The sequence below is a fragment of the Sulfuriferula sp. GW1 genome (assembly GCF_047300855.1).
Taxonomy (GTDB): Bacteria; Pseudomonadota; Gammaproteobacteria; order Burkholderiales; family Sulfuriferulaceae; genus Sulfuriferula.
On sequence record NZ_CP170197.1, the window covers coordinates 1,442,211 to 1,468,016 of the forward strand.

Here is a 25,806-nt window from a genome sequence, read left to right on the forward strand (position 1 = left end):
GTCCCGGATCTGTAGTAGGTTTCCGAAATTTAGCCGGGTTTTCATATGTGCCAAAGGCGTATTGGCAGGTGAAGTTGGGTATACGGCGTGCTAACATGCACGCTTATCCGAATAGCCATACATGATGAACGACCTGGCAACCGTATTCAGCGCCGAGGGCGTATTTGCAGCAACAATTCCAGGTTACCGGGAACGCGCGCAACAACTGGAACTGGCCAAGGCCATTGGACAGACCATCGAGTCACGTGGCGTACTCATCGCCGAAGCCGGCACCGGGACCGGAAAAACCCTCGCCTACCTTGCCCCTGCATTGCTGCAGGGCGGCAAAGTCATCATTTCTACCGGCACTAAAAACCTGCAAGACCAACTCTATCGGCGCGATCTGCCTAATGTACGGAATGCTCTTAAAGTGCCTGCCATTGTGGCACTCCTCAAGGGTCGGGCCAATTATGTCTGTCACTACCATCTGGAACGTGCACGTGAAGAAGGGCGCTTCATGTCGCGTGAAGACGTGGCGCATCTCGAGCAAGTGAACCGTTTTGCTGAATCCAGTCGCAGTGGTGACAAGGTAGAACTGCATGGCGTGGCCGAAGATGCCAACATCTGGCGTTACGTCACTTCAAGCCGGGAAAATTGTCTGGGCGGTGATTGCCCGCATCACAAAAAATGCTTTGTATTGGAAGCACGCAAAAAAGCGCTTGAGGCAGATATTGTCGTGGTCAATCATCATCTGTTTTTTGCGGATGTCTGGCTGCGTGATGAAGGTGTTGCAGAGCTGCTGCCGGCATGCAATACAGTAATATTTGATGAAGCACATCAGCTGCCTGAAACTGCCGGACTATTCTTTGGAGAAACCCTGACTACCGGTCAGTTGGTCGAGTTGGCACGGGATGCCCGGTTGGAAGCGGTGCAGTCGTGCAAGGATTACGCAGCACTCCCCGAGGCAGCGAAAAAGCTGGACAAGGCAGCACGCGATTTGCGTTTGATATTCAGTGAGGATAGCGGCCGCTGGCCGCTGGAGAAAGTGCGCGACCGCAGCGGGTTTGAAGCGGCTTTTGTCGAGGCGGGCGCTGCTCTGGATGAACTGGTGGCGCACCTGGAAACGCAAGCGCAACGTGCACCGGGCCTGGAGAGCTGCTGGCAGCGCGCACGCGAATTGATAAACATGTATGCCAAATGGCAGCAGCCAACCCCTGCTGAGAGTGTGCGCTGGGTGGAAGTATTCAGTCACGCATTGGGGTTCAATACCACCCCGCTGTCGGTGGCAGAGATATTCAAGAAACAGATCGAGGGAAGTGCACGCGCCTGGATTTTTACTTCAGCAACGCTGTCTGTGAAAGGCGATTTTTCCCATTACCGCAAGCAGCTCGGGCTCATGGAAGCGACCAGTGTGTCCTGGGACAGTCCATTCGATTATGGCCAACAGGCTATGCTCTATGTCCCCCCGGATATGCCCGAGCCCAACACGCCGGCTTATACCGGTGCCGTAGTCGAGGCAGCATTGCCGGTAATTGCCGCCAGTCAAGGCAGGGCCTTTCTGCTGTTTACCTCGTTACGCGCGATGAAAGAGGCACATGGACTGCTGCAACAGGCCTTCGAACAAAGAGCGCTGGAATATCCCATTCTTATGCAGGGCGAGCAATCCCGTACCGAACTGCTTGAGCGTTTTCGTCAGCTTGGCAATGCTGTATTGCTCGGCAGTCAGAGTTTCTGGGAGGGTGTGGACGTTAAGGGAGAAGCGCTGTCACTGGTGGTGATCGATAAGCTGCCTTTTTCCCCGCCGGATGATCCGGTGCTGGCCGCGCGTATCAGCCATATCAATCAATCCGGAGGGAACGCCTTTATGGAATATCAGCTTCCCCATGCGGTGATTACCCTCAAACAGGGAGCAGGCCGATTGATTCGCGACGAAGCTGACCGCGGCGTATTGATGATCTGCGATCCGCGTCTGCTTTCCAAGCCTTACGGACGGCGCATCTGGCAAAGCTTGCCGCCAATGCGGCGCAGCCGCGCACTCACGGAAGTGCTGGGCTTTTTTGCTCGGTAACCAATGCTCGTCGCAGTCTGGCAAAGCTTGCTTGCCATCCGCACAATCAATCGTCTGTATTGCTGTTGCGACGTAGCATGATGCCCAGCCCCAAACCTATGGCGATGGCCAGAAGTGTGAATGAAACCCCATATACCCAGGGACTTTGATGGGCAAAATTGGACACCCATAATTCTGATTGCACCTGGCGCACTTCCAGCTTGCTGTATTGGTGGGCCGTGACTTTTCCATCCCGCACCAGATACGTATCCAGCTTATATTCACCCAAAGGCAGCTTGGCTGGCAGGGTAAGTTTGGAAAAGAAAAGTCGTCCACCGACTACCGCCACGGCGTTATCGAATTCCTTGTAATATTTTTTGGATTGCTTGAGCCGTAAAAAAGCCGTCCGCCAGTCTTCCATGCCGTGCGTCGATCCCTCAAGCGCGCTGCCTTCCAACCCGCTTTCCAGGCTTAAGCCATATTTTTTCAATTCCTGCGGCGCCACAATCTGAACGATGGGGTGGCTGGACAGCAGGTACATGATGCCCGGTGTGTTTTTGACAGTAATATTTCCGCTATCGAGCCAAATCGGTCCGCTTTGTACTTTCTGCGACATGGCCACGCTTTGTGCCGGCGAGGTCACCTTGATGATTACGTCGCCTTTGTTGGCAATGGCACCAAATACCAGTATTTGCTCCCCGGTAAAATGAGCGGTGATGTCGACGTGATCCGAGTCGAGCTGGGTGATGAGATTGTCTTCGGCTGCTGAAAAAGTAGCTTGCAGCAAGAAAGCCATAAAAGCGACAGCCAGGGTAAAGTGCTTCATACTGCAGACCTCGTCATGGAGTAAACTTCATGGGGAGTAATCAATAGCCCAATCAGCATTTTCAAGGCTACAGCGACAACCACAAGAGCCAGGATCAGCCGCAGTTTCTCACCCGGAAGCCGCATGCCAATTTTTGTACCCCATTGCGTACCAAAAGCCGAACCGAAAATAAGAATCAGGGCCAGGAACGGATCCACCGCGTGATTGACGCCCGCTTGCATGACCGCCACGGCAGCCGTCGTGAAGAGCAGCTGGAATAGCGACGTACCGACGACAACTTTAGTGGGCATTTTGAGCATATAAATCATCACTGGTACCATGACGAACCCCCCGCCGACGCCCATCAGTGATGTCAGTACGCCTACGGCAGCGCCCAAAATGAAAATAAGAATTACCGAGGCGCGCAGCTGTGAAGCCGGAAAATCCATCTGACCAGGCAGATTTTCCAGCCATATGGCAATCCTGGCACCAAGGCCGTCCTCTTTTTTCTTGACCGGTTTGCCGGCATGCCGGATTGCACTGATGGATTCGAGCAGCATGCTGGAACCAATGAAGCCGAGCAGGCCGACATACAGAAAAGTCACAATGTTGCCGAACTGTCCGCTCTCCTGTAACAGTTTGGCGAGGTAAACGCCGCCACCACCGCCTATCCAGCTACCACAAAGCAGGAAAATCCCCATTTTGAAGTCAATATTTCCCAGGCGCCAGTGGGCGTAGCTGCCACCCGCCGACGTGCCTGCGATCTGTGCTGCGCCGGTGGCGACTGCAACGATGGGCGGTACACCCACGAAGATGAGCAGGGGGGTAATCAGAAAACCGCCACCAACACCGACCAGGCCTGAAAGAAATCCGACAATGCCGCCAAAAAACAGGATCAACCAGAGGTTGACATCCATGTGTGCGATAGGAAGGAAAATGTCCATAAGCTGTATGCCTGTTATTTTAAATTTGATCTATGCTTTATCGGATTCGCCAGCCTTGGAAGCCATATCCGGGCAAATCCGGTTGAGTGCAATATCAGGAGGAATAATTACCACCGGAATAGGCAACAATTCCGAAAGTCGCATACCCAGACGACCAGAAGCTTTTCTAAGGCTGGGATGGGCTTTTTTCTCGGTGGCAATGCCTGCGCGTCCGATGACCACCATAAGAATTTTTTCATCTTTATTGACGACGCGCAGAATTTCTTCTTCGGGCACACCATCCATAAGGTAGAACTCGGGAATGATATGGCAGCTTGCGCTGATTTTCTCGGAGATGTCTTTCAGCGTGGCCTCAGCCTGGTGCCGGATATCATCTTTCATCTGTTCCTGGACACCCGCCCAGAAAGCGAAGGGTGGAGAATCGAGGACATGTAGCAGGCCAAGATGGGCATTAAGCATTTTAGCCATTTGGGCTGCGGCCCCCGCTGCAATGATGGAATTCTTGGAGCCGTCGATAGCGACGAGAATCGTTCCCGTAGAAGTCATGTCTGGTATCTCTCCTGGAGGGATTTCCTTGCGAAACCTGATAAGTCCATTGGCAAGGATGAGGTCTTTTGAAGTCAACCCTGGCGGCGCCAGGGCGGCAAACAGCTGTGTATTTTACACACAAATACGGTGTATGTGAGGCAGCGGATATGCGAGTTGATAATACTTTGGTACCGGACTTGGCTGAGCACGCTTGCGGAGGTGTGACACCGCAGCAGCCTGGCAGGAGACCCAGTGGCGCAGAAATGGCGCAACAGATGAAAAATGAAGCGGAAGTCGCGGCCGCTGATGACGCTACCCATCAGCTGCTCCTCGAACTCGATCATCGTGTGCCACGACATCGTCATCACATTGATTTTGCCCTTGAATGCAGTGGTGAGAGGCTATAGACCAAATTGAGCTTGCTGGTTCACTGCAACAGGACGTCCCATACTATTCCGAGGGCATCAGCCCAGTTTGTTCATGACCGTCCCAACGCAGCCAATTCAATCTCACTGAAACCTGCTGCGCGTCGTGCTTCGAGATTGAATGGGCCGCGCATGACCGGTGCCCGGTACTCAGCGGCCAGGCGGGCGTAGGTGGTGATCGGATCCAGGCCGCGCTGCTCGCACAGCCAGCCATACCAGCGGTTGCCGATACCGACATGACCAATTTCATCATGCAGGATGATATCGAGGATCGCAGCGGCGGCCATATCACCCGCCTGCGCGAGTTTGGCACGTACGGGTGGTGAAGCGTCCAATCCGCGCGCCTCCATGGTGCGTGGCACCAGCGCGATGCGGGCCAGAATATCGCCCTGGGTTTTGGCAGCCATTTCCCATAAGCTGTTATGCGCCGGGAAATCGCCGTAGGCGTGGCCTTGGCTTTGCAAGTGCTTGCTCAGCAGCGTGAAATGCAGCGCTTCCTCCTTCGCCACCTGCAGCCAGTCAGCGTAATACGCAGGCGGCATATCGGCGAATCGCCAAATGGCATCCAGTGCCAGGTTGATGGCATTGAATTCGATATGCGCCAACGCATGGATCAATACCGCGCGCCCCTCTGGCGTATTCATTGAGCGATGTTTAACCAGGCGCGGCGCCACCTGTTCCGGCTTATCCGGTTGGCCGGGTAGCGGGGATCGTGGCGACAACTTGGCATGCGCATCCAGCACGACGTTGCCGGCTATCCATGCTTGCGCCAGAAGCGCCACCCTCTCGACTTTGCGGGCGACATCCGGCTCGGCCAACCAGAACAGCGCCATCTGACGCAATTCTGCTGGCTGAGGACCGAGCTCATGTATGCAAGAGGAATTCACGCGCAACTCAAGTCAGGGTTGTTGCGGATTTTCGCCGCCGAGCGCATCGACCAGATCGGCCAGCATCCTGGCCAGTTCCCCGGTCATCAGGGTGAAGTCGAGGTCGAACATCTCGTCTGCTGACTCTGCCTGGGCCCCGGCCTGTTCCTTGATGATGTCCAGAAAGTCGAGCCGCTTGATCTGGAGTTGTTCGGTCAACACGAAGGAAATCCGGTCATTCCAGGTCATTCCCAGCCGGGTGGCCGTCTTGCCGGCGGCAATGTGCGCACGGATTTCATCGCCCTCCAGATCATGCCGGACATAGCGCACCGTGGCCTTGCCAGCATCGCTGGAGCGGAGCTCCAGTTCACGGTCGATGGTGAAACCAGCGGGCGATTCGCCGCCGGCGAGCCAGTCCGTCATTGCCGCGACGGGAGAGCGCTGTGTATGCAACAGTTTGAGTGGCAGGTCATCCAGCGTCTTTCCCAGCAATTCCAGCGCTTCATCCGCCTTGGCCGGGGAGGCGGCATCCACAACCAGCCAGCCATTGACCGGATCAATCCACACATAGGTCATGCGCCGATGCGCAAACGCGCGCGGGAGAAGCTCTTCGGTGACCCGCTCCTTGATCTCCTTCTTCTCCTTGCGCCCAATGCGGTAGCACTGCTGCGCTTCCAGATCAGCGACACGATCCTTGGCAAACTGGTTGACGATGGAGGCAGGCAGCAATTTCTGCTCTACGCCAAGCGTAATCAGCATCTGCCGATTTGATGCGTGGACCAGGCGATCATCCCCATGACAGGAAACCCATCCCCGACTCTGCTTGTCCAGGCCAGCACATGCCTGAAGCGGGTGAAGGGAGAGTTTCTCTTCCAGGGTCGTGGCGCTCATGGCCCAGTCAGTGGCAAGGCGATAAACGAAGATGTTTTTAAACCACATGGCGGGTGCTCAAAAAAAGTGGCGATTATACAGCCCGTCCAGCCGACAAATGGAGACAGCCAGAAATCCAGGGGTGCATCGAAAATTGATCAGGCGTACTCATACTCATACCCAGAGCGCTGGTACCGCCCTCAAGGGGATCACGGGAAGCACGTTCGCCCAAGCATGGTTGACATCTTGCCACCCTACACTAGAAATAACCGCCGCTTTTCCTCCGCACGCATTTGCTTAATGGCATGTTCGCGTCTGAGCGCTGCTCCGTGATCACTGGCTTTCTCTTGATACACCAGCACCGCCGGTAACCTGCTACGCGTGTATTTGGCACCTTTGCCAGCGTTGTGGTTGACGACGCGTGCGGTGATATCGGTGGTCACACCGGTGTAGAGGGTGCGATCTGCGCACTGGAGGATATAGACGTACCACTCGGCCACGATAGGTGTGGGCTGCTGTGTGCTGGTTGTATTGCGAAATTGGGCCAAACCAGACATGCCCGTCCCATTAAAAATTGATTGCAGGGTGCCGGCAGATGGCACTCGCTGACTTTAACATGCTGGATGACCGATACCGAAACGCAAAAAAGCCACTCCGAGGCTTAAATTCTGTTTCTACCTGGGGAGAATGGTGGAGAAGTGGTGCGATTCAGTTTCACTGTGAATAAGAACCCACCGGGGAAAGGTGGGTTGTGTGGGTCAGGCTTTGGTACGGTTCACTGACTCACCGAGCGCATCCTGTCCAGCTTCTCGACAACTGCCTGATAGAGATCCTGATCAGCATCGGAGTTGCGGTCTGGATGGTGGGCGCTACGCATCTTTTTCAGCGCAGTCATATCGTCGGGCAGGTCATGCACCTTGGTCACCCGGTCACCGTTTTTGACCATCTCGCGCTGAAGCTCGGCCTCTGCGCCTTCGCGTGTGTCATATAACTTCCTGCTGCCAAGACGCCAACCATCCTGATTCTTGCGCGGGGATTGATTTTTCTCACCATCAAACCAGATCCATTTGCCAGTCTCAGGATCCAGATCAAAATCAACAGTGATGATGCCGTAGGTGTGAACAGGCGGCTTGAGGTCTTTGGAAAACAGATTGATCGTGTTGCTGACAGTACCCACGTCAGTGAGGTAATACGCGCCTGCCTCATGAGGGCAGAACGCGTTGCTGGGCGTTGGTTCAGGCTTGCTGTCGTTTAACGGATTCATTTCAGCCATGCGGGCGGCGGCGGCTCGGCGTTGTGCGTTGGTCACTGGTATTGCTCCTTAATATTGGTTGAAACCCACTGGGATCACCCCTTGCTGAAGGGATCACCCGCTGGACTCCTGGACTGCTTCGAGTGAAAACGTCTTGCGTCCGAGTTCGTCCTTGAACTCATCGTCGCTGGCGGTCAGGGGCGTAGATACGCTTCACTCCGGCATATCTGCAATGGCTGCCTCGTTTCTAGTCTGATGAGACGTTTTTGGTAGGCCCGGCCTTTCGACCTGGTGCGACGGGCGGCACATAGCCCGAAATCCTGCACTGAAAACCATCAACACGCTTGTTGCCATAGAAGTGGGTGACGCTGCACTGGGATATTTCTCCCCGCGTTGTTAAGTCAGCCAGTGTCTTGCGCACTTGAGCCAGTGCAATCCCGGTTGCTGACGCGATCTCCAAGTCGAGAAGTTGCCCATGTTTTTTCAAGTGGTTTAGAACTTGGTCTGCCTGCATGTCGGTTCCTTAGACGTGTGGATGAGCGTGTGACCCAAGGTGGAGCCTCGAGTCAATACAGAACACTCGGAAAAGCAAAAAGGCCAATCCGAAGAATGGCCTAAGCGCTTGTGTTTTGGCTCCCCGACCTGGACTCGAACCAGGGACCTGCGGATTAACAGTCCGTCGCTCTACCAACTGAGCTATCAGGGAATTGAGAAGCGCGAATGTTAAAGTAAGCAGGGCATTTGGTCAACTGTGTTATGCGTTTGCTATGTCTATCTTGTTAAGATGCGTGTCTTAAAAACTGCTTGGTGCCGTCATTTGATTGTCAAAATCAAGTGGTACCGAGGGTATACTTCTGCGATGGTGGATCAAGGCTTGGCGCATTGCCTTTCATGTGCATCAAATTCATGAGATCGGGTTGAGAAAATGACGATTAAAAAAATTGTAATAGCAGCATTGATAAGCGGGTTCGGACTAACGACGGCCAATCTTGCGGCAGCATCCGGATTTGCGTTGATTGAGGAGAGCGCCAGTGGCTTGGGCAATGCATTTGCGGGTGGTGCAGCCAGTGCAGAGGATGCCAGCACTTTGTTTTTTAACCCGGCCGGGATGACGCGCTTGTCTGGTCAGCAGATGTCGCTGGTACTGCATGCGATCAAGCCCTCGATTGAATTTTCCAATACGGCCAGTACATCAGCACCTGGACGTTCGCTGGGTAATACTGGCGGCGATGCAGGTTACTGGGCTGCAGTGCCCAATTTTTATTACGTGGCGGAATTGAGCCCGCAATTACGTGCGGGTGTGGGTATTTCCTCGCCGTTCGGCCTCAAGACTGAATATGACCCGGGCTGGATGGGGCGTTTTCAGGCGATCAAGTCGGAGTTGCAAACCGTCAATATCAATCCTTCGCTGGCCTACAAGATCAATGATAAGTTGTCCCTGGGTGCGGGTCTGGATGCGCAATACATCAAGGCGGAGCTCACCAATGCAGTCAACCTGGGCGTGGCCGAAGGCCTGGCACAGGTGAAGGGTGACGACTGGAGTGTGGGCTACAATCTGGGGGTGTTGTACGAACTGGATCCGGCAACGCGCTTTGGTCTGGCCTACCGTTCGGATGTGCGCCACAAACTGGAAGGAGATGTGACCTTCAGCGGCGGCGTGCCCGCGCCGAATGGGACGATCAGTGCGGAAATCACCTTGCCGGAAACGGTTTCCTTGAGCGGTTTTCGCCAGATCAACCCGCAATGGGCGGTAATGTGCGACGTGACCTGGACGCGCTGGAGCCGGTTCAAGGAGTTGAGCATCGTGCGTGACAATGGCCAACTGGTAGCGCCGACTACCCCGGAAAACTGGGATGACACGTTGCGTTATTCGGTGGGCGCCAACTACCAGGCCACCGACAAACTCAAGCTGCGTGGCGGAATTGCCTATGATCAGTCGCCGGTATCGGACTCATACCGTACCGCACGCATTCCGGACGCCAATCGTACCTGGCTGTCGGTCGGGGCAAGCTACAAGCTTTCCAGCGCGGCTTCGGTGGATGCCGGTTACACCCACATCTTTGTCAACAGTTCCTCTATCAATATGGGCAACGCGAGCACCGGCAAATTGGTGGGAACGTACGACAACAGCGTCGATATCCTCAGCGTGCAATATAACCATCGCTTTTAAACAGTCGGACGTGGAATAAAAAAGGCCGGGTGACCGGCCTTTTTCATGCTGCGATACGGATACGGTTTCAAGTGAGGAGTTTGTGAATGCGCTCCAGCGCAGCTTTGAGATTGTCCATGGACGTGGCAAAAGACAGCCGAATATAACCTTCCGCGCCGAACGCGGAGCCGGGCACCACGGCCACGCCGGCGTGTTCCAGCAGGAATTCGCAGAAAGCGACATCAGTGGATTGTTTGATTTTGCCTTGCGCGTGCGCCCATGAAATTGCGTCACGCACATCCGGAAAAGCGTAAAAGGCGCCCCCCGCAGAGAGGCAATTCATGCCGGGGATAGCATTGAGCGCTGCCACCACGTATTCATGGCGCTCGCGGAAGGCTGTCAGCATCGGCTGGATGCAGCTCTGGTCGCCGTTCAGCGCAGCTTCGGCCGCCACTTGCGAAATCGAGGTGGGATTGGAAGTGGACTGCGACTGAACGTTTTCCATCGCCGTAATCAACGTTTCCGGTCCGGCGCAATAACCGATGCGCCAACCGGTCATGGCATAGGCCTTGGATACCCCGTTGAGCACCATGGTGCGCGGGTAGAGATCCGGACAGGCGTTGAGGATGTTCACGAACGGCGCATCCTGCAACAGGATGTGTTCATACATGTCGTCGGTGGCGATGATGGCCTGCGGATGGCGTCGCAATACTTCACCCAGCGCGGTCAGTTCGGCCAGATTGTATACCGCACCGCTCGGGTTGCTGGGGCTGTTGAGCACCACCAGCCGGGTATTGGCGTTGAGCGCCGCCTGCAGTTGCTCGGGTGTAATCTTGAAGCCCTGCTCAATGCCGGCTTCGACGATGACCGGTTTGCCGCCGGCCAGAATCACGATATCGGGATAGGAAACCCAGTATGGCGCGGGAATGATGACCTCATCGCCGGGGTTGATCAGCGCCTGCACCAGGTTGAAAAAGCTCTGCTTGCCCCCACATGACACCAGAATCTGTTTGGCGGTGTAGTCCAGCCCGTTGTCGCGCTTGAACTTGTTGATGACTGCCTGCTTCAGGGACGGGGTGCCGCCCACAGCGGTGTATTTGGTGAAACCACGGGCAATGGCGCCGACTGCCGCATCCTTGATATGTTGCGGGGTGTCGAAATCGGGTTCACCTGCGCCGAGGCCGATGATGTCCTTGCCTTCCGCTTTTAATTTGGCTGCGCGGGCGGTGACCGCAAGGGTGGGGGAGGGCTTGATGGCCTGTACGCGCTTCGAGAGTTCCAACTTGGGTCCTTAGGGTGGGTGCAACGGGCGTGTTAGGATGTAATGTAAGTTAGGCTACATGAAAGCGCGAATTTTACCTGTGATTGCCACTTTTCCCAATAGTCCATTCCGTTTGCACCAGCCGTTTTTGCCTGCCGGCGACCAACCTGAAGCCATTGAAAAACTGGTGGAAGGTATCAACGACGGCCTGGCATTCCAGACCCTGCTCGGCGTGACCGGCTCGGGCAAGACCTACACCATGGCCAACGTGATCGCGCGGCTCGGGCGTCCGGCCATCGTCATGGCGCCCAACAAGACGCTGGCGGCGCAGCTGTATTCGGAGATGCGCGAGTTTTTCCCGGAAAACTCGGTCGAGTATTTTGTTTCCTATTACGACTACTATCAGCCCGAGGCCTACGTGCCGGCGCGCGACCTGTTCATCGAAAAAGATTCCAGCATCAACGAGCACATCGAGCAGATGCGCCTGTCGGCTACCAAGGCCCTGCTGGAGCGCGACGACAGCGTGATCGTGGCAACGGTTTCCGCCATCTACGGTATCGGCGATCCGGTCGATTACCACGGCATGATCCTGCACTTGCACCAGGGCGAAAAGCTGGGCCAGCGCGACGCCATTCAACGCCTCATCGCCATGCAATACGAGCGTAACGAGATCGAATTCAAGCGCGGCGTGTTCCGCGTGCGCGGCGATGTGCTCGACATTTTTCCGGCGGAAAGCGCGGAACATGCGGTGCGCGTCTCGCTGTTCGACGACGAGGTGGAATCCATCACCCTGTTCGACCCGCTCACCGGCCATATCCTGCACAAGCTGGCGCGTTTTACGGTGTATCCGTCCAGCCACTACGTCACGCCACGCAGCACCACGCTGCGCGCCATCGAGGCGATCAAGATCGAGTTGCGCGAGCGCCTGGAATTTTATTACAAGGAAAACAAGCTGGTGGAAGCCCAGCGCCTGGAGCAGCGCACCCGCTTCGATCTGGAAATGATGAACGAGCTGGGCTTCTGCAAGGGCATCGAAAACTACTCGCGCCACTTGTCCGGGCGCAAACCGGGCGAGCCGCCGCCGACGCTGATCGACTACCTGCCACCGCATGCGTTGATGTTTATCGACGAATCCCACGTCACCATCCCGCAGATCGGCGGCATGTACAAGGGTGATCGTGCGCGCAAGGAAAATCTGGTCAATTACGGCTTCCGTCTGCCTTCGGCCATGGACAACCGGCCGCTGCGCTTCGATGAATTCGAGCGGGTGATGCGCCAGACCGTGTTCATATCGGCCACTCCGGCGGATTACGAGCAGCAGCATCAGGGCCAGGTAGTGGAACAGGTGGTGCGTCCCACTGGATTGGTGGATCCGCAGATCGAGGTGCGTCCGGCGACCAGCCAGGTGGACGATGTGCTGTCCGAGATCAACCTGCGCGTGGCACTGGGCGAGCGCGTGCTGGTGACGACGCTGACCAAGCGCATGTCGGAAGACCTCACTGACTATCTGGCCGAGCACGGCATCAAGGTGCGCTACCTGCACTCCGACATTGACACCGTGGAGCGCGTGGAAATCATCCGCGACCTGCGCCTGGGATTATTCGACGTGCTGGTGGGCATCAACCTGCTGCGCGAAGGGCTGGATATTCCGGAAGTCTCGCTGGTGGCCATTCTCGATGCAGACAAGGAAGGCTTTCTGCGTTCCGAACGTTCATTGATCCAGACCATCGGCCGCGCCGCGCGTCACCTGAACGGCCGCGCCATTCTGTACGCCGACCGCATCACCAACTCGATGCGACGCGCGATGGATGAAACCGAACGCCGCCGCAACAAGCAGATTGCATTTAATCTGGAGCACGGCATTACCCCGCGCGGCGTGGTCAAGCGCATCAAGGACATCATCGATGGCGTGTACGACATGGACAGCGCGCGTCAGGAACTCAAGGCCGCGCAAAACCTGGCCAGCTACAAGGCGATGGACGAAAAGACCCTCACCCGCGATCTCAAGCGTATCGAAAAGGAGATGCTGACGGCTGCCAGAAATCTCGAATTCGAACGCGCGGCCGAGCTGCGCGACCAGTTAAGGAAGCTCAAGCTGGCGCTGTTCGGGGTTGAGGAACACGACTGAACCTGAAAAAATCAGTTAGCCACTGAGAACACAGCGTTCACGGAGAAAAACCATTGCTTACCGTAAATTTTCACTTCGCCCATCAGGTGAGCCTGCAAAAGATGCGGAATCCGCTTTGTCTCTGTGTCCCCAGTGGCTTGAAACGCGGTTTTTAGACTGAATCAGGCATGTCGCTCGCATTGCTTGTGTTCACCCTGCTGGCAATCGCGCTTGTCATTGCGGGCTTAAACTGGCTGATCCGCCACAGCCTGCGCGCGCCGCGCATCCCCGAGCAGGGCTCGCCCGCACAACGCGGCCTGGCTTACCAGACCGTTTCCATCCCCGCTGTGCGCAACAAACAATTGTTCGGCTGGTATATCCCAGCGCCCGATAACGCACGCGCCCCGGCAGTGGCGGTGCTGCATGGCTGGGGCAGCAATGCCGAGATGATGCTGCCGGTGGCGGCACCGCTGAATCAGGCGGGATATGCGGTGCTGTTATTCGATGCGCGCTGTCATGGACGCAGCGATGACGATAACTTTGCTTCGTTGCCGCGCTTTGCCGAAGACCTGGATTGCGCGCTGGCATGGTTGGTACAGCAACCGGGGGTGGATGCGGCAAACATCGCCGTGCTCGGGCACTCGGTCGGCGCCGGCGCGGTACTGCTGGCGGCATCACGCCGCAAGGATATTGCTGCTGTGATCAGCGTTGCAGCGTTTTCGCACCCGGCCAGCATGATGCGGCGTTTTCTGGCCGCCCGTCACGTGCCCTACATGCCGCTCGGCTGGTATGTCATGCGCTATGTGCAGCGCATCATCGGTCATCGCTTCGATGCCATCGCGCCGCGCCACACCATTACTCAAATCCGTTGCCCGGTGCTATTGGTTCATGGCAGCGACGACACCATTATCCCGGTCAGCGAGGCCCGGGAAATCCATGCACAACGGCGCAGCGACGCCGCGCAATTGCTGATCCTGCCGGGTGAACATGATTCTTCCGCTGAACTGGAACGCCACGCCGACAAACTGCTGGCGTTTCTGAATCAGGCGACCAGAACCGGGGTATAGCCCGCCTCGGTAATCGCATCCTGAATCGCCTGTTGCAGGGTGCTGCCGTCAATGCGTACCGTGTGGTTGGGGATATCAATGGCTACCTTGGCTTTCGCATCCACCGCAGCGACCGCTTTGGTAATTACGCCAGCGCAGTGTCCGCAGGTCATGTCATCAACTTTAAATTCGATCATGGCTTACTCCGTCTATATTGGTTGGTAAGTTAGCAATATAAACCTTCCATGCATGGGAAGGTCAAGCTGCACGGAATCAGAAGCCGGTATAGCAACTGTAGAGTAGATATTGTCGATCTTTAGCCTGGATGTATGGGCGAGAGAGTTAAAATTTGATTGTGCATCAAGCAATGAGTGATGATGGTTACGGCGAAAGTGTCGGAGGTGGCGATGGCGGTGGTGGTGGAGAATAGTTGGATCTGTTGTAAACGCGTGCCCATTTCCCGGCCTGATCTGGTTCTGGAGAGACGCCGCAACAGAACGCGTCGCCATTTATTCCTTTGGTGGCTCATCGCCCATGCCTAACGCCACGAAGTTTCTCCATCGTCTGTTGCGCTATATCTGGGGGGCGCCATGCTCGGTGGTGGGCTTGGTTCTCGCGGCACCTCTGCTCCTTGCCGGAGCCAAGGCTCATAGCGTTTGCGGCGTGCTTGAAATCGCGTTGTCGCAGCAGGAGAAGCTCGGTTTCAGCCTGCTGAATAGGCTGCCATTTTGTGCCATAACCTTCGGCCACGTCGTCATCGGCCTAACCGAGCACAACCTTGAGCATTTGCGTGCTCACGAGCATGAACACGTAAGGCAATACGAGCGTTGGGGTTTGTTCTTTTTCCTTGCCTATCCCGCTTCAAGTCTCTACCAGTGGGTGTGCGGAAACAATCCGTATTGGGACAATCGGTTTGAAGTGCAGGCGCGGCTGAGTGCTGCCAATGCTAAAAACGAGGCCTGATTTCATGTCAAATATGGAGCCCGTTTTGATTACTGACCCGAAGCTTTTGGATGTTATGCAAGAACTCATGCAACGGGAGCCCATTTTCCATCGCTCCGAATTTGGAACGACGCGTCTCGATTTCGAGAGGATGACGGATGCCATGTTTTGGGAAGTCGGCGCTTCAGGCCGTCGTTATAGTCGGGAGTACATCTTGGATGTGCTGGAGCAGCGTTCCGCGAACCCGACCGATGATAGCTGGGAGGCGAAGGATTTTCACTGCATCGAGATCGCTGCCGACAATTACCTCGTCACCTATACGCTCCTTCAGGGTGAACGAATGACGCGTCGGTCTACCATCTGGCGGCGATCCGGTCTCGATTGGAAGATCGTGTATCACCAGGGAACTGTCATCATCGATCGATGATCTGTCTGCTGGCTTACCCTATGTTTCTCAAGCACAAGCCAGCGGATGTAATCGACACCATTCTGGGAGAATCAAGCCATGGATGAACAGATGGAATTCTATGAGAGAAAACTCGCTTTTGAGATCGACTCTTGGGATCTGAAAGTTGCTATGGAATCTGGTGAGAATATTCTGGTTATTGATGCGCGCTCGTCCGAGGCATGTCAAAAAGAGCATATACCCGGAGCCATCAATATTCCCCACCGGAATATGTGCGTCGAAACAACCCAATATATTGACCGAGACGCCACGGTAGTTGTCTACTGCGATGGCATTGGCTGCAATGCCTCAACCAAAGGCGCACTAAACATGACAAAGCTTGGTTTTCGCGTTAAAGAACTCATTGGCGGTCTGGATTGGTGGAAAAGAGATGGCCACAAAACAGAAGGTAGTGCGGAGGGCGCCAAAGCCACTACCTGTGGCTGCGATTAGTATCATGAATAAACATGAACTCATTGACGCAATTGAACGCGCCGACCAAGCGATTAACCAGCGGAACCTGGCTGCACTCATGGATTTCTATGAGGAGGACGCAACGCTGGTCATTGAACCCGGGCGTCTTGCTCGGGGTAGGTCGGAAATAGCCAAGGCATTCAAAACCATTTTCGATTTCTTCAACCAGGGTCTGGTGGTAACCCAGAGAGACTTCCATATCATAGAAGGTGGTGGTGTAGCGCTGGTTGTCTGCAATCTGAAGCTGACTGCAGAAGGGAGGGAATCATCTACCGTTTCTATGGAAAGGCAGCCTACCTATGTTTTCAGGAAGTCTGAAGATGGGGATTGGCGTTGTCTGATTGACAATTCTTATGGCGCTGACGTTCTGAACATGCGGCGTTCTACGGGTTGATGTACACAGACGCATGCCGATTAACAGCACATCAGGAGTGACTCATGGAATCCGATCGTTATAAACGCGGCTGGGAAAAGCTCAAGGAAATTGACGGTCAGGCCGGCGAACGGGTAATTGAAGCACTGAAAGACATCGCGCCTGATCTTGCCCGCTACACGATCGAGTTTCCTTTCGGAGATGTTTATTCCCGCGGCGTGCTTTCCCTGAAAGAGCGTGAAATCGCTACGGTTGCGGCACTCGCCGCATTAGGCAATGCGCAGCCACAGCTCAAAGTCCACATTCATGGGGCGCTCAACGTCGGCTGCACGCGACAGGAAATAGTGGAAATCATGATACAAATGGCAGTTTATGCGGGATTCCCCGCCGCATTGAATGGCATTTTTGCCGCCAAAGAGGTGTTTGCGGAGCGAGATAATGCGGGGCAATCCAATTGACCATAGGAATGCCGGTTTAACCCTTCATGCCGGCGCAGCCTGTTGGCCCGTTCGTAATGAACCTGGAACAGCAGTTAGTTCACGAAATACACGAAAGGCACGAAAGGCACGAAAATACAAAGACACAAACTGTAGATCTTCACCGAATGGGTGAATGACTTGATCAATGCAATATCAATATATTGATTTGTTTTTCGTGCCTTTCGTGTATTTCGTGGACAAATCGCCGTTTAAAGATTTAAACACGCCGCCAGCAATTTCTGGCAATCGTCGACCGGCGGCAAGCATTGCGTGCCCTGGCAGATATAGGCGCTGATGCCTGGCGACAGGGGTTTCGCCAGCGCCTCGGGAAGTCCAGGCAGCTCGCCTTCCAGCGCCAGGATCAGCTTGTCCGGCGCATAGTGCCGGAACAGCTGGCGGCGCCAAGCGTCGCTTTGCCCCGGCGCGCTGCGCAGGATAATGATTTGCGACGGGGTGAGATGTTCCTGCAGGGTCATTAACAGACTGGTGTAGCCCGCTGGCTGGTGCATTAGCGCAGGATAATAAAGCGCCAGCGTGCGCTCGGCGGCATCGAGGTAACGCACTTCCCCCAGCAGATAGCCGAGGCGCTGCAGGGCGAAGGCGGCGATGCCGTTGCCCGACGGCATGGCATTGTCATGGCCGGGTTTGGGGCGATGGATGAGCTGTTCGTGGTCGTGGCTTGTGAAGAAGAATCCGCCCGCCTGGCTATCCTCGAATTGTTCCAGCAGCACGTCGGCGAGTGCGTGCGCAAATTCCAGATCAGCCAGGCGGAACTGCGCCTGCAGCAATTCCAGCAAGGCGTCGAGCATGAATGCGTAGTCGTCCAGATAGGCATTCAGATGCGCCTTGCCGTCCTTGCTCGTCGCCAGCAGACGGCCGTTCTGCCACATGTCGGCATGGATGAAATCGACCGCCCGCTGCGCCGAGGCAATCCATGCCGGCTCATCCAGCATTCTCCCGGCGCGCGCCATGCCTTTGATCATCAGCGCGTTCCAGCTCACCAGGATTTTTTCGTCGCGCCCCGGACGTACCCGGCTGGCGCGTGCGGTGAACAGTTTTTGTTGCGCACTGGCGAGCAGTATCTCAACATGCTCCAACGGCTGCTGGCATGCCTCTGCAATGACGGACAAAGGCTGGGCAACAGTTAGGTTCCAGTGCTTGTTCTCGAAATTCGGCGGCTGATCCAGCCCATAGTAGGGCATGGCAATGGCGTATTCCTCCTCGCTCAGCAGGCTGCGAACCTGCTCCGGCGTCCACACATAAAACTTGCCTTCTTCGTGTTCGGAGTCTGCGTCCAGACTGGAATAGTAGCCTCCCTGCGGTGCCTGCATCTCGCGCATTACCCAGCCTGCGATGCCGTGCACTACGCGCTGGAACGAGGCCTCGCCGGTCAGCACACAGGCATCGGTGTACAACGCCAGCAGCGGGCCATTGTCGTACAGCATTTTTTCGAAGTGGGGGATGGCCCAGCGTTCGTCCACGCTGTAGCGGCAAAAGCCGCCGCCCAACTGGTCGTAGATGCCGCCGTCCGCCATTTTGCGCAGGGTATGCAGCGCCATGTGGCGTGCGTTGTGGTCGCCGTCGCGCGCCGCATGCCTGAGCAGAAATTCCATATCCGTCGGGCGCGGAAATTTGGGCGCGTTGCCAAAGCCGCCATGGATCGGGTCGAAAGATTGCTGCAATGCGCTGCAGGCATTGTTCAGCGGCGCTGCGCTGAAGCTGATCTGGTCTTGTGGGCGTGCGGGCAGGGTGGTGTCGAACGCTTCCAGCAGCGAGGCATTCTGGGCGGCGATATCCTGCTGGCGCGTGCGATAGATTTCGGTCACGCGCTCCATCAAGGATATAAAGCCGGGCAGGTTGTGACGCGCCTGTTTGGGGAAATAGGTGCCGCCGAAAAAGGGGGTCTGGTCCGGTGTCAAAAACAGCGTCAGCGGCCAGCCTCCGTTGCGCTGGGTCAGCATGTAATGGGCGGTCTGGTAGATGTGGTCGAGGTCGGGGCGCTCTTCGCGGTCCACCTTGATATTGATGAAATGCTCATTCATCACCGCGGCGACTTCGGCATCTTCGAACGATTCATGCGCCATCACATGGCACCAGTGGCAGGCGGAATAGCCGACCGACAGCAGGATCGGCTTGTTCTGCTCGCGGGCGAGGCGCAGCGCTTCTTCACCCCACGGATACCAGTCGACGGGATTCTCAGCGTGCTGTTGTAAATAAGGGCTGGTTTCCTGTGCAAGTCGGTTGGTCATGGTCAGCTCGATAAGATATATGGAACAGTTGGGCGAACTAGATTGCTTATTTTCTTCCCACAGCGATTGTGACACTGGTATCCAGCCAGGTTTCCCCATTGCGCAACAGTGTGCGAACCCTGTCCAGATGCTGTTCCTTGAATGCCGCAAGCTCTTTTTCGCTCAACTGCTTGAGCAGCCCGCGGAAACCGGCGTTCCAGACAATATCCCACCATTGCTGTTCAGATTGCAGCGCATAACCCAGCGGTTCATGGTGCAAGGTAATGTCTGTGATGCCCGCTTCACGATAAACATTTTCGATAACCGAGGCATCGGCCAAACGTTTCCAAGATAGAGGCGGAACATGCTTTCCAAAATCTTCATACAAAGACAAGAAGGCCGGAGAGAATGGCGAAAAAGCTGTTTCCATGAAGCAGCTGATGGCAATTTGTCCGCCGGGTTTTACGGTGCGCGCAAGGCGGCGCATTGCGTCTTCCATATCATCAATAAAAAACAGCCCGAAACTACAGGTAACCATATCGAATTGGTCATTGGCAAAATCCATTTCATCCAGATCCATCTGGAGGAAGGTGACATTGTGTAAATTCCGGGCCTGTGCCTTGGCTTGTGCCTGGCGCAACATGCCGCTGGACAGGTCAATACCGATGATGGAACCGGCTGGCAAACGCTGTGCCGCTTCAAGTGCCACCATGCCGGTGCCGGTAGCCACATCCAGACAGCGAGCAGCCGGTTCAGGGGCAAGATAATCCAGCATTCGCTGCGCTGTTTCCTGGAAAAAACGTAACGAGGGATGATCGTAATCCTCGGCTACCGTATCGAACGTATCTCTAATCATCTGCTTACGTTGTTGGATATCCATAGGATTACCTGCTTCGCGCCATGTGGTGAAAGTGGGTGGAGTCCATGACTGGCCTTGGAGGTGTGTTGAATGACTGAGCGGAACAGGGCAAATGATCCATCAGGCTCGCCTGATCGTTTATCAACACCATTAAGCATGGACGTTTCCATTATAGCCGTCGATGAACTGATCAAGAATGCCGAAAGCCAGCCGCGAGAAAAATACTGGACTCTCCCATTATGGTAAGGTTTAACATGAGCCCATTAGCCACTATCAGGAGTTGGTCATGGCAGCTACAAGCCCAGCGCAACAGCCTACACAGGAACAGCGCCTGCAAATTACCGGCATGACCTGTGCCTCGTGCGTGACACGCGTGGAAAAAGGTTTGCGCAAAGTACCCGGAGTCAGCGACGTCAGCGTGAATCTTGCCACCGAGCAGGCCAGCATCACCGCCAGTCCGGATGTCTCCACGGCCGATCTGGTGGCGGCGGTGCAACAGGCCGGCTATGAAGTCGCAGTACAGGAAATCAACATCGGCATCCAGGGCATGACCTGCGCCTCCTGTGTGGGACGCGTGGAAAAAGCGCTGGGCAAGGTGCCGGGCGTACGCTCGGTGTCGGTCAATCTGGCGACCGAGCAGGCGCGTGTCATGGCCAATGCTGGCATCTCGCAAGGGGCCTTGCAGCAGGCCGTACGCAGCGCAGGTTATGAAGTGGCGGCAGTGACTGGGGATGCCAGCAGTCAGACAAAGCCATCGCACCTGCCGGAATGGTGGCCGGTGGCGCTGTCGACAGCATTGAGTTTGCCATTGATTGCGCAGATGTTCGGCTTGCTATTCGGGCAGCACTGGGCTTTGCCCGGTTGGGTGCAGTGGGCGCTGGCGACGCCGGTGCAATTCTGGCTCGGCGGGCGTTTCTATCGCGCCGGATGGAAGGCAGTCAAGGCGGGTGCCGGCAACATGGATTTGCTGGTGGCGCTGGGGACCTCGGCAGCGTATGGACTGTCGGTTTACCTGCTGTTTGTGCCGGCTGGTCATGCCATGCAACACCTATATTTCGAGGCATCCGCCGTGGTGATCACGCTGGTGTTGCTGGGTAAATGGCTGGAAACTCGCGCCAAGCGCGAGACTGCCGCCGCCATTCGCGCATTGCAGGCGCTGCGCCCGGATACTGCCCGAGTGCGCCGCGATGGCGTAGATGTCGAAGTTGCGGTCGCTAGCGTGCAGGTCGGCGACATGGTCGTGGTGCGTCCGGGCGAGCGCATCGCCGTGGATGGTGCGATACGCGAAGGCCACAGCGAGGTGGACGAATCGCTGATCACCGGCGAGAGCCTGCCGCTCAGCAAAGGCCCCGATGCCCATGTCACCGGCGGCTCGGTGAATGGCGATGGTCTGCTGCTGGTGGAAACCCTGGCGGTAGGTGCGGAAACCACGCTGGCGCGCATCATCCGCATGGTGGAAAACGCACAGGCAGCCAAGGCGCCGATCCAGCGACTGGTGGACAAGGTGAGCGAGGTGTTTGTGCCGGTGGTGCTGGTCATCGCGCTGGTCACCTTGCTGGGCTGGGGTTTTAGCACGGGTGACTGGCAACAGGCATTGCTGAACGCGGTTGCGGTACTGGTCATCGCCTGCCCGTGCGCGCTGGGTCTGGCAACGCCGACGGCCATCATGGTCGGCACGGGCGTTGCTGCGCGTTACGGCATCCTGATCAAGGACGCCGAAGCGCTGGAAGTGGCGCATGCGGTGCGTTGTGTGGCGTTTGACAAGACTGGCACGCTCACCGTTGGCCACCCCGATCTGGTTGCACTGGAACCGGCAACGGGAAACGCCGATGACATGCTGCGTCTGGCAGCGGGTGTACAGCAGGGCAGCGAACATCCGCTGGCGCGCGCAGTAATGCGAGCTGCCGCCGCCACGGGCTTGGCCTTGCCGGGCGCCAGTACAGTCAAGGCGCTGCCCGGCCTGGGGATAGAAGCGCAAATCGACAGCGTCACCTTGTCTCTAGGCAGCAGCCGCCTGATGCAGAATCTGGGAATCGACACCGCCGCGCTCGCCGCCAGCGCTGCCCGCCACGAACAAGCCGGGCGCAGCGTGTCCTGGCTAGCGCAAAACCAGGACGGGCAGACCACCTTGCTTGCCCTGCTGGCCTTTGGCGACACCATCAAGCCTTTGGCACAAGCCGCCATTGCCCAGCTGCAGGCACAAGGCGTGCGCACCGTGATGCTGACCGGTGATAACCCGGGCAGCGCCGCAGCCGTTGCGCAGGCGCTGGGCATAGATGAATTCAAAGCCGAAATCCTGCCTGCCGACAAAGCGCTGGCGATAAGCGCTTTGAAAGCCGACGGCACGGTCGTGGCGATGGTGGGCGACGGGATCAACGATGCACCGGCGCTGGCTGCTGCGGATGTGGGGATCGCCATGGTCACCGGCACCGATGTGGCCATGCATACCGCCGGCGTCACATTGATGCGTGGTGACCCCCGGCTTGTAGCGGATACGCTCGATATTTCGCGCAGGACATATCGTAAAATCCGCCAGAATTTATTCTGGGCGTTTATCTATAACCTGATCGGTATCCCGCTGGCGGCATTCGGCCTGCTCAATCCGGTGATCGCCGGGGCGGCCATGGCGTTCAGCAGTTTCAGCGTGGTGTCCAATGCGTTGTTGCTGCGGCGCTGGCGGCCTGCCGGACAGAGCAATCAGGATTGATGGGAGACATGAATATGGATACCACATCCACCAATATCGGCTGTGCCGCGCAAGCTTCCGGTGTTTCCGCCAAGATGATCCGCCATTACGAAGCCATCGGTTTGATCGCCAAACCTGCACGTAGCTTTTCCGGTTATCGCACTTATTCGGAGCGCGATATCCACACCCTGCGCTTCATCAAACAGGCGCGCAATCTCGGTTTCTCGATGAAGCAGATTTCCGTGCTGCTGAGTCTGTGGCAAAACCGCACGCGTCCCAGCCGGGAAGTGAAAAACATCGCATTGCAGCACATTCAGGAACTGGATGAAAAAATCCGCGAAATGCAGGCCATGAAGGCCACGCTGGAACGTCTCGCCAGGCATTGCCACGGTGATGAGCGTCCGGACTGCCCGATACTGGATGGGCTGGCGGCGCCGTAGCTCCGCAGACGACAGGCAGATCAGCGTGCTTCGGCGATGCGCTGGGCAATATGCGCCAGCGCCTCATCGACCTGATCGATCAGGATCAGGCACAGGTCGCCAGGTGAGAGCCGCGCAAGCGCATTATCAATCGCGGAGAATTCGCCATTGATCGCGTCGACGGCAACGGCCCGCTTCGCTCCGGTAAGCCCTTCGCGCAGCAGGGCCAGTACTTCTCCATCGGCGCGGCCGCGCTGGCACTGGTCCTGATACAGGATCACTTCATCAAAAGCGTCACCCAGAATTTGGGTCTGCTGCCGGATATCCTCATCGCGCCGGTCGCCTGCGCCGCTAATCACCACCAGGCGGCGCTTCGCCGGCATGGTTTCTATCGCTTTCACCAGCGCGAGTATGGCGTCGGGATTGTGACCGTAATCGGCGATCAGGGTCGCGCCGCGATAGTTGAACACATTGAATCGCCCCGGCGCAGTGGCCGCGTCGTTGATGAAGCTGCCCAACCCGGCGCAGATGGTTTCCCAGGGGACACCCAGCGCCCAGGCGGCAGCGATGGCAGCCATAGCATTTTCAATCTGAAAACCGATGCTGCCGTTGCGGGTAAGGGGAATTTCGGCAAGCGGAATACGGCATTCAGAGCGGCCCTGGATTGCGACGATCGCGTCCGCGTTAACAAAGACCGCTCGGTGACCCTGTGCACGGTGCGTCGCGATGACGGGATGCAACATGTCGCGCGCGAAAAATATCACCGAGCCGGGACAGTATGCAGCCATTTGCACGACCATCGGGTCGGCTGCGTTCAATACGGCAGTGCCGTTCGGTGCGACGTTCTGAACAATGACACGCTTGACCACGGCCAGGTCAGCCACCGTGGTGATGTAGTTGAGGCCGAGATGATCACCCCTGCCGATATTCGTGACCACTGCGACATCGCAGTGGTCAAATGCCAGTCCTTCGCGCAGTATGCCGCCGCGCGCGGTTTCGAGCACTGCGGCATCGACGTCGGGATGAAGCAGCACGTTACGGGCACTCTTAGGGCCGCTGCAATCGCCGCTGTCGATGCGGCGCCGCTCGATGTAGACGCCGTCGGAATTGGTCATCCCCACGCGCTTGCCGCTGAGGGTAAGCATGTGGGCAATCAGACGCACCGTGGTGGTCTTGCCGTTGGTTCCGGCCACTGCCACCAGTGGAATACGGCCGTTGTCGCCATCCGCGAACATTGCCGAGATAATGGCTTCGCCGACCGGGCGTCCCTTGCCGAAGGAAGGATTGAGGTGCATGCGCAAGCCGGGCGCAGCGTTGACTTCGACAATGCCGCCGCCTTGTTCTTCGAGGGGCTTGTGCACGCTTTCGCACACCACATCCACACCGCAGATATCGAGTCCGATCATTTGCGCAGCTTCCACAGCACGGGCCGCGACTTCCGGATGCACGTCGTCGGTGACATCGGTAGCGGTACCCCCGGTGCTCAGGTTGGCATTATTGCGCAGCGTGACGTGCTCTCCCTTGCTGGGCACTGAATCCGGATTCATGCCCTGAACTGCCAGACGTGCCACGGCGATGTCGTCAAGATGAATCCTGCTCAGCGAGGTTGCATGTCCCTCGCTGCGGCGCGGATCGCTGTTGATCTGATCCACGAGCATGCGCACGCTGTGGATGCCATCGCCGATTACATGCGGTGGTTCGCGTCGGGCTGCAGCAATGACATGTTTTCCAACCACGAACAGGCGATGATCATGACCGTGAATAAAGCCTTCCACCATCACTTCGCTGCTGATTTCGGCCGCTGCCGCATAAGCGATGTCAAGATGATCGCGCGTGACGATGTTTACGGTAACTCCCTTGCCCTGGTTGCCATCGCGTGGCTTGACCACTACCGGCAGGCCGATTGCGCAGGCGGCTGCCCAGGCGTCGTCTTTATCCGATACGGAGCGGCCGACAGACACCGGAACGCCGGCAGCCTGCAACAGTTTTTTGGTGAGCTCCTTATCCTGCGCGATGGATTCGGCAATGGCGCTGCTGTGGTCGGTTTCGGCAGCCTGGATGCGGCGCTGGCGGCTGCCCCAGCCGAACTGCACCAGGCTGCCATCGGTAAGGCGGCGGTACGGAATGCCGCGCGTGACTGCGGCCTGAACAATGGCTGCGGTGCTGGGTCCGAGGCGAACATCTTCGTCCAGTTCATGCAGCCGGAACAGGGCGGCATCCAGATCAAACGGCTGGTTTTCTGCGGCGGCGCGACACAGCGCTTCGCCGAGTTCGAAGGCAAGCCTGCCAACGGCTTCTTCCGTGTATTCAACGACAACCTGGTAGAGCCCGGATTCCACTGTTTGCGCAATATGCATGAAGGTGACCGGGCAACCTGCCTGTGCCTGCAAGCCGAGGACGGCGAAAGCGAGAGCATGCGCAATAGAAATTTCCCCTTCGTCGCCGATGGAACGCAGTGCGCCGATTTCCGGGAAACGCGCGCGCAGCCGCGCTTCCAGGCCCGACATCCGGGTAACGTGGCACTCTTCGGCCGAGCAGCGCACCAGCGCTTCGAGGCTGGTGTGTCTGCTCCACAAATTGGGGCCGCGCAGTGCGCGGATGCGTGTGACTTCCATGGGCCGG

The 25,806-nt window shown here is 56.9% G+C and carries 24 protein-coding genes and 1 tRNA gene; 11 read left to right on the forward strand and 14 right to left on the reverse strand.

Annotated elements, in window-relative coordinates:
* Positions 1-124 precede the first annotated feature (124 nt).
* The gene (locus tag ACFDAU_RS07175) at positions 125-2,047 is read left to right on the forward strand and encodes an ATP-dependent DNA helicase (protein WP_413439520.1); all 1,923 of its coding nucleotides are present in this window, start codon (positions 125-127) and stop codon (positions 2,045-2,047) included.
* A gap of 46 nt (positions 2,048-2,093) precedes the next feature.
* Here ACFDAU_RS07175 and ACFDAU_RS07180 read toward each other — a convergent pair whose 3' ends face one another.
* From ACFDAU_RS07180 to ACFDAU_RS07220, 9 genes are all read right to left on the reverse strand, one after another.
* Positions 2,094-2,852: a TIGR02186 family protein gene (locus tag ACFDAU_RS07180; protein ID WP_413439289.1), complete on the reverse strand. Its 759-nt coding sequence runs from the start codon at positions 2,850-2,852 to the stop codon at positions 2,094-2,096.
* Positions 2,849-3,775, reverse strand: a complete 927-nt coding sequence (locus ACFDAU_RS07185; RefSeq protein WP_413439290.1) for a sulfite exporter TauE/SafE family protein — start codon at positions 3,773-3,775, stop codon at positions 2,849-2,851. The genes ACFDAU_RS07180 and ACFDAU_RS07185 overlap by 4 nt, the downstream gene beginning before the upstream one ends.
* A gap of 30 nt (positions 3,776-3,805) precedes the next feature.
* Positions 3,806-4,321, reverse strand: coding sequence for a universal stress protein (locus ACFDAU_RS07190; RefSeq protein WP_124705694.1), 516 nt, complete (start codon positions 4,319-4,321; stop codon positions 3,806-3,808).
* A gap of 460 nt (positions 4,322-4,781) precedes the next feature.
* Positions 4,782-5,561 carry a ferritin-like domain-containing protein gene (locus tag ACFDAU_RS07195; protein ID WP_413439291.1) on the reverse strand — a complete coding sequence of 260 codons (780 nt, stop codon included), beginning with the start codon at positions 5,559-5,561 and terminating at the stop codon, positions 4,782-4,784.
* Positions 5,562-5,627: 66 nt separating this feature from the next.
* The gene (locus ACFDAU_RS07200; RefSeq protein ID WP_413439292.1) at positions 5,628-6,533 is read right to left on the reverse strand and encodes a recombination-associated protein RdgC; all 906 of its coding nucleotides are present in this window, start codon (positions 6,531-6,533) and stop codon (positions 5,628-5,630) included.
* Positions 6,534-6,718: 185 nt separating this feature from the next.
* Positions 6,719-7,021, reverse strand: coding sequence for a GIY-YIG nuclease family protein (locus ACFDAU_RS07205; protein WP_413439293.1), 303 nt, complete (start codon positions 7,019-7,021; stop codon positions 6,719-6,721).
* A 218-nt stretch (positions 7,022-7,239) separates the two neighbouring features.
* On the reverse strand, positions 7,240-7,773 hold the full coding sequence (locus ACFDAU_RS07210) for a hypothetical protein (RefSeq protein ID WP_413439294.1): 534 nt from the start codon (positions 7,771-7,773) through the stop codon (positions 7,240-7,242).
* A 190-nt stretch (positions 7,774-7,963) separates the two neighbouring features.
* Positions 7,964-8,230: an ArsR family transcriptional regulator gene (locus ACFDAU_RS07215; RefSeq protein ID WP_413439295.1), complete on the reverse strand. Its 267-nt coding sequence runs from the start codon at positions 8,228-8,230 to the stop codon at positions 7,964-7,966.
* A 116-nt stretch (positions 8,231-8,346) separates the two neighbouring features.
* A tRNA-Asn gene (locus ACFDAU_RS07220) sits at positions 8,347-8,422 on the reverse strand.
* Between the two features lie 219 nt (positions 8,423-8,641).
* Between ACFDAU_RS07220 and ACFDAU_RS07225 the strand changes: the two genes are divergently transcribed.
* On the forward strand, positions 8,642-9,886 hold the full coding sequence (locus tag ACFDAU_RS07225; RefSeq protein ID WP_413439296.1) for an OmpP1/FadL family transporter: 1,245 nt from the start codon (positions 8,642-8,644) through the stop codon (positions 9,884-9,886).
* Positions 9,887-9,953: 67 nt separating this feature from the next.
* On the opposite strand, the gene ACFDAU_RS07230 is transcribed toward ACFDAU_RS07225, so the two are convergent.
* The gene (locus ACFDAU_RS07230) at positions 9,954-11,147 is read right to left on the reverse strand and encodes a pyridoxal phosphate-dependent aminotransferase (RefSeq protein WP_413439297.1); all 1,194 of its coding nucleotides are present in this window, start codon (positions 11,145-11,147) and stop codon (positions 9,954-9,956) included.
* 79 nt (positions 11,148-11,226) lie between these two features.
* Between ACFDAU_RS07230 and uvrB the strand changes: the two genes are divergently transcribed.
* Complete coding sequence (gene uvrB / locus ACFDAU_RS07235; protein ID WP_413439521.1) at positions 11,227-13,254, forward strand: excinuclease ABC subunit UvrB; 2,028 nt, start codon at positions 11,227-11,229, stop codon at positions 13,252-13,254.
* 167 nt (positions 13,255-13,421) lie between these two features.
* Complete coding sequence (locus ACFDAU_RS07240) at positions 13,422-14,300, forward strand: alpha/beta hydrolase (RefSeq protein WP_413439298.1); 879 nt, start codon at positions 13,422-13,424, stop codon at positions 14,298-14,300.
* Here ACFDAU_RS07240 and ACFDAU_RS07245 read toward each other — a convergent pair.
* Positions 14,276-14,476, reverse strand: a complete 201-nt coding sequence (locus tag ACFDAU_RS07245) for a heavy-metal-associated domain-containing protein (protein ID WP_413439300.1) — start codon at positions 14,474-14,476, stop codon at positions 14,276-14,278. The genes ACFDAU_RS07240 and ACFDAU_RS07245 overlap by 25 nt on opposite strands.
* Before the next feature lie 337 nt (positions 14,477-14,813).
* Here ACFDAU_RS07245 and ACFDAU_RS07250 point away from each other — a divergent pair, with 337 nt between their 5' ends.
* The 5 genes from ACFDAU_RS07250 (at position 14,814) to ACFDAU_RS07270 (ending at position 16,971) form a co-directional block, all read left to right on the forward strand.
* The gene (locus tag ACFDAU_RS07250; RefSeq protein ID WP_413439301.1) at positions 14,814-15,242 is read left to right on the forward strand and encodes a hypothetical protein; all 429 of its coding nucleotides are present in this window, start codon (positions 14,814-14,816) and stop codon (positions 15,240-15,242) included.
* 25 nt (positions 15,243-15,267) lie between these two features.
* Complete coding sequence (locus tag ACFDAU_RS07255; RefSeq protein WP_413439302.1) at positions 15,268-15,648, forward strand: hypothetical protein; 381 nt, start codon at positions 15,268-15,270, stop codon at positions 15,646-15,648.
* Positions 15,649-15,726: 78 nt separating this feature from the next.
* Positions 15,727-16,119: a rhodanese-like domain-containing protein gene (locus ACFDAU_RS07260; RefSeq protein ID WP_413439303.1), complete on the forward strand. Its 393-nt coding sequence runs from the start codon at positions 15,727-15,729 to the stop codon at positions 16,117-16,119.
* 4 nt (positions 16,120-16,123) lie between these two features.
* Positions 16,124-16,534 carry a YybH family protein gene (locus ACFDAU_RS07265; protein WP_413439304.1) on the forward strand — a complete coding sequence of 137 codons (411 nt, stop codon included), beginning with the start codon at positions 16,124-16,126 and terminating at the stop codon, positions 16,532-16,534.
* 44 nt (positions 16,535-16,578) lie between these two features.
* Positions 16,579-16,971, forward strand: a complete 393-nt coding sequence (locus tag ACFDAU_RS07270) for a carboxymuconolactone decarboxylase family protein (protein WP_413439305.1) — start codon at positions 16,579-16,581, stop codon at positions 16,969-16,971.
* 230 nt (positions 16,972-17,201) lie between these two features.
* On the opposite strand, the gene ACFDAU_RS07275 is transcribed toward ACFDAU_RS07270, so the two are convergent.
* Both ACFDAU_RS07275 and ACFDAU_RS07280 read right to left on the reverse strand, forming a co-directional pair.
* A complete protein-coding gene (locus ACFDAU_RS07275; protein WP_413439306.1) occupies positions 17,202-19,241 on the reverse strand; it encodes a thioredoxin domain-containing protein in 2,040 nt (679 codons plus the stop codon).
* Between the two features lie 46 nt (positions 19,242-19,287).
* Positions 19,288-20,100 (reverse strand): class I SAM-dependent methyltransferase, encoded by an 813-nt coding sequence (locus ACFDAU_RS07280; protein WP_413439307.1) that lies wholly within the window; start codon positions 20,098-20,100, stop codon positions 19,288-19,290.
* Between the two features lie 265 nt (positions 20,101-20,365).
* On the opposite strand from ACFDAU_RS07280, the gene ACFDAU_RS07285 reads away from it, so the two are divergent.
* Both ACFDAU_RS07285 and cueR read left to right on the forward strand, forming a co-directional pair.
* Positions 20,366-22,786 (forward strand): heavy metal translocating P-type ATPase, encoded by a 2,421-nt coding sequence (locus tag ACFDAU_RS07285; RefSeq protein WP_413439308.1) that lies wholly within the window; start codon positions 20,366-20,368, stop codon positions 22,784-22,786.
* A 14-nt stretch (positions 22,787-22,800) separates the two neighbouring features.
* A complete protein-coding gene (cueR, locus tag ACFDAU_RS07290; protein ID WP_413439522.1) occupies positions 22,801-23,205 on the forward strand; it encodes a Cu(I)-responsive transcriptional regulator in 405 nt (134 codons plus the stop codon).
* 20 nt (positions 23,206-23,225) lie between these two features.
* Here cueR and cphA read toward each other — a convergent pair whose 3' ends face one another.
* Positions 23,226-25,799, reverse strand: coding sequence for a cyanophycin synthetase (gene cphA, locus ACFDAU_RS07295; protein WP_413439309.1), 2,574 nt, complete (start codon positions 25,797-25,799; stop codon positions 23,226-23,228).
* Between the last annotated feature and the right edge of the window lie 7 nt (positions 25,800-25,806).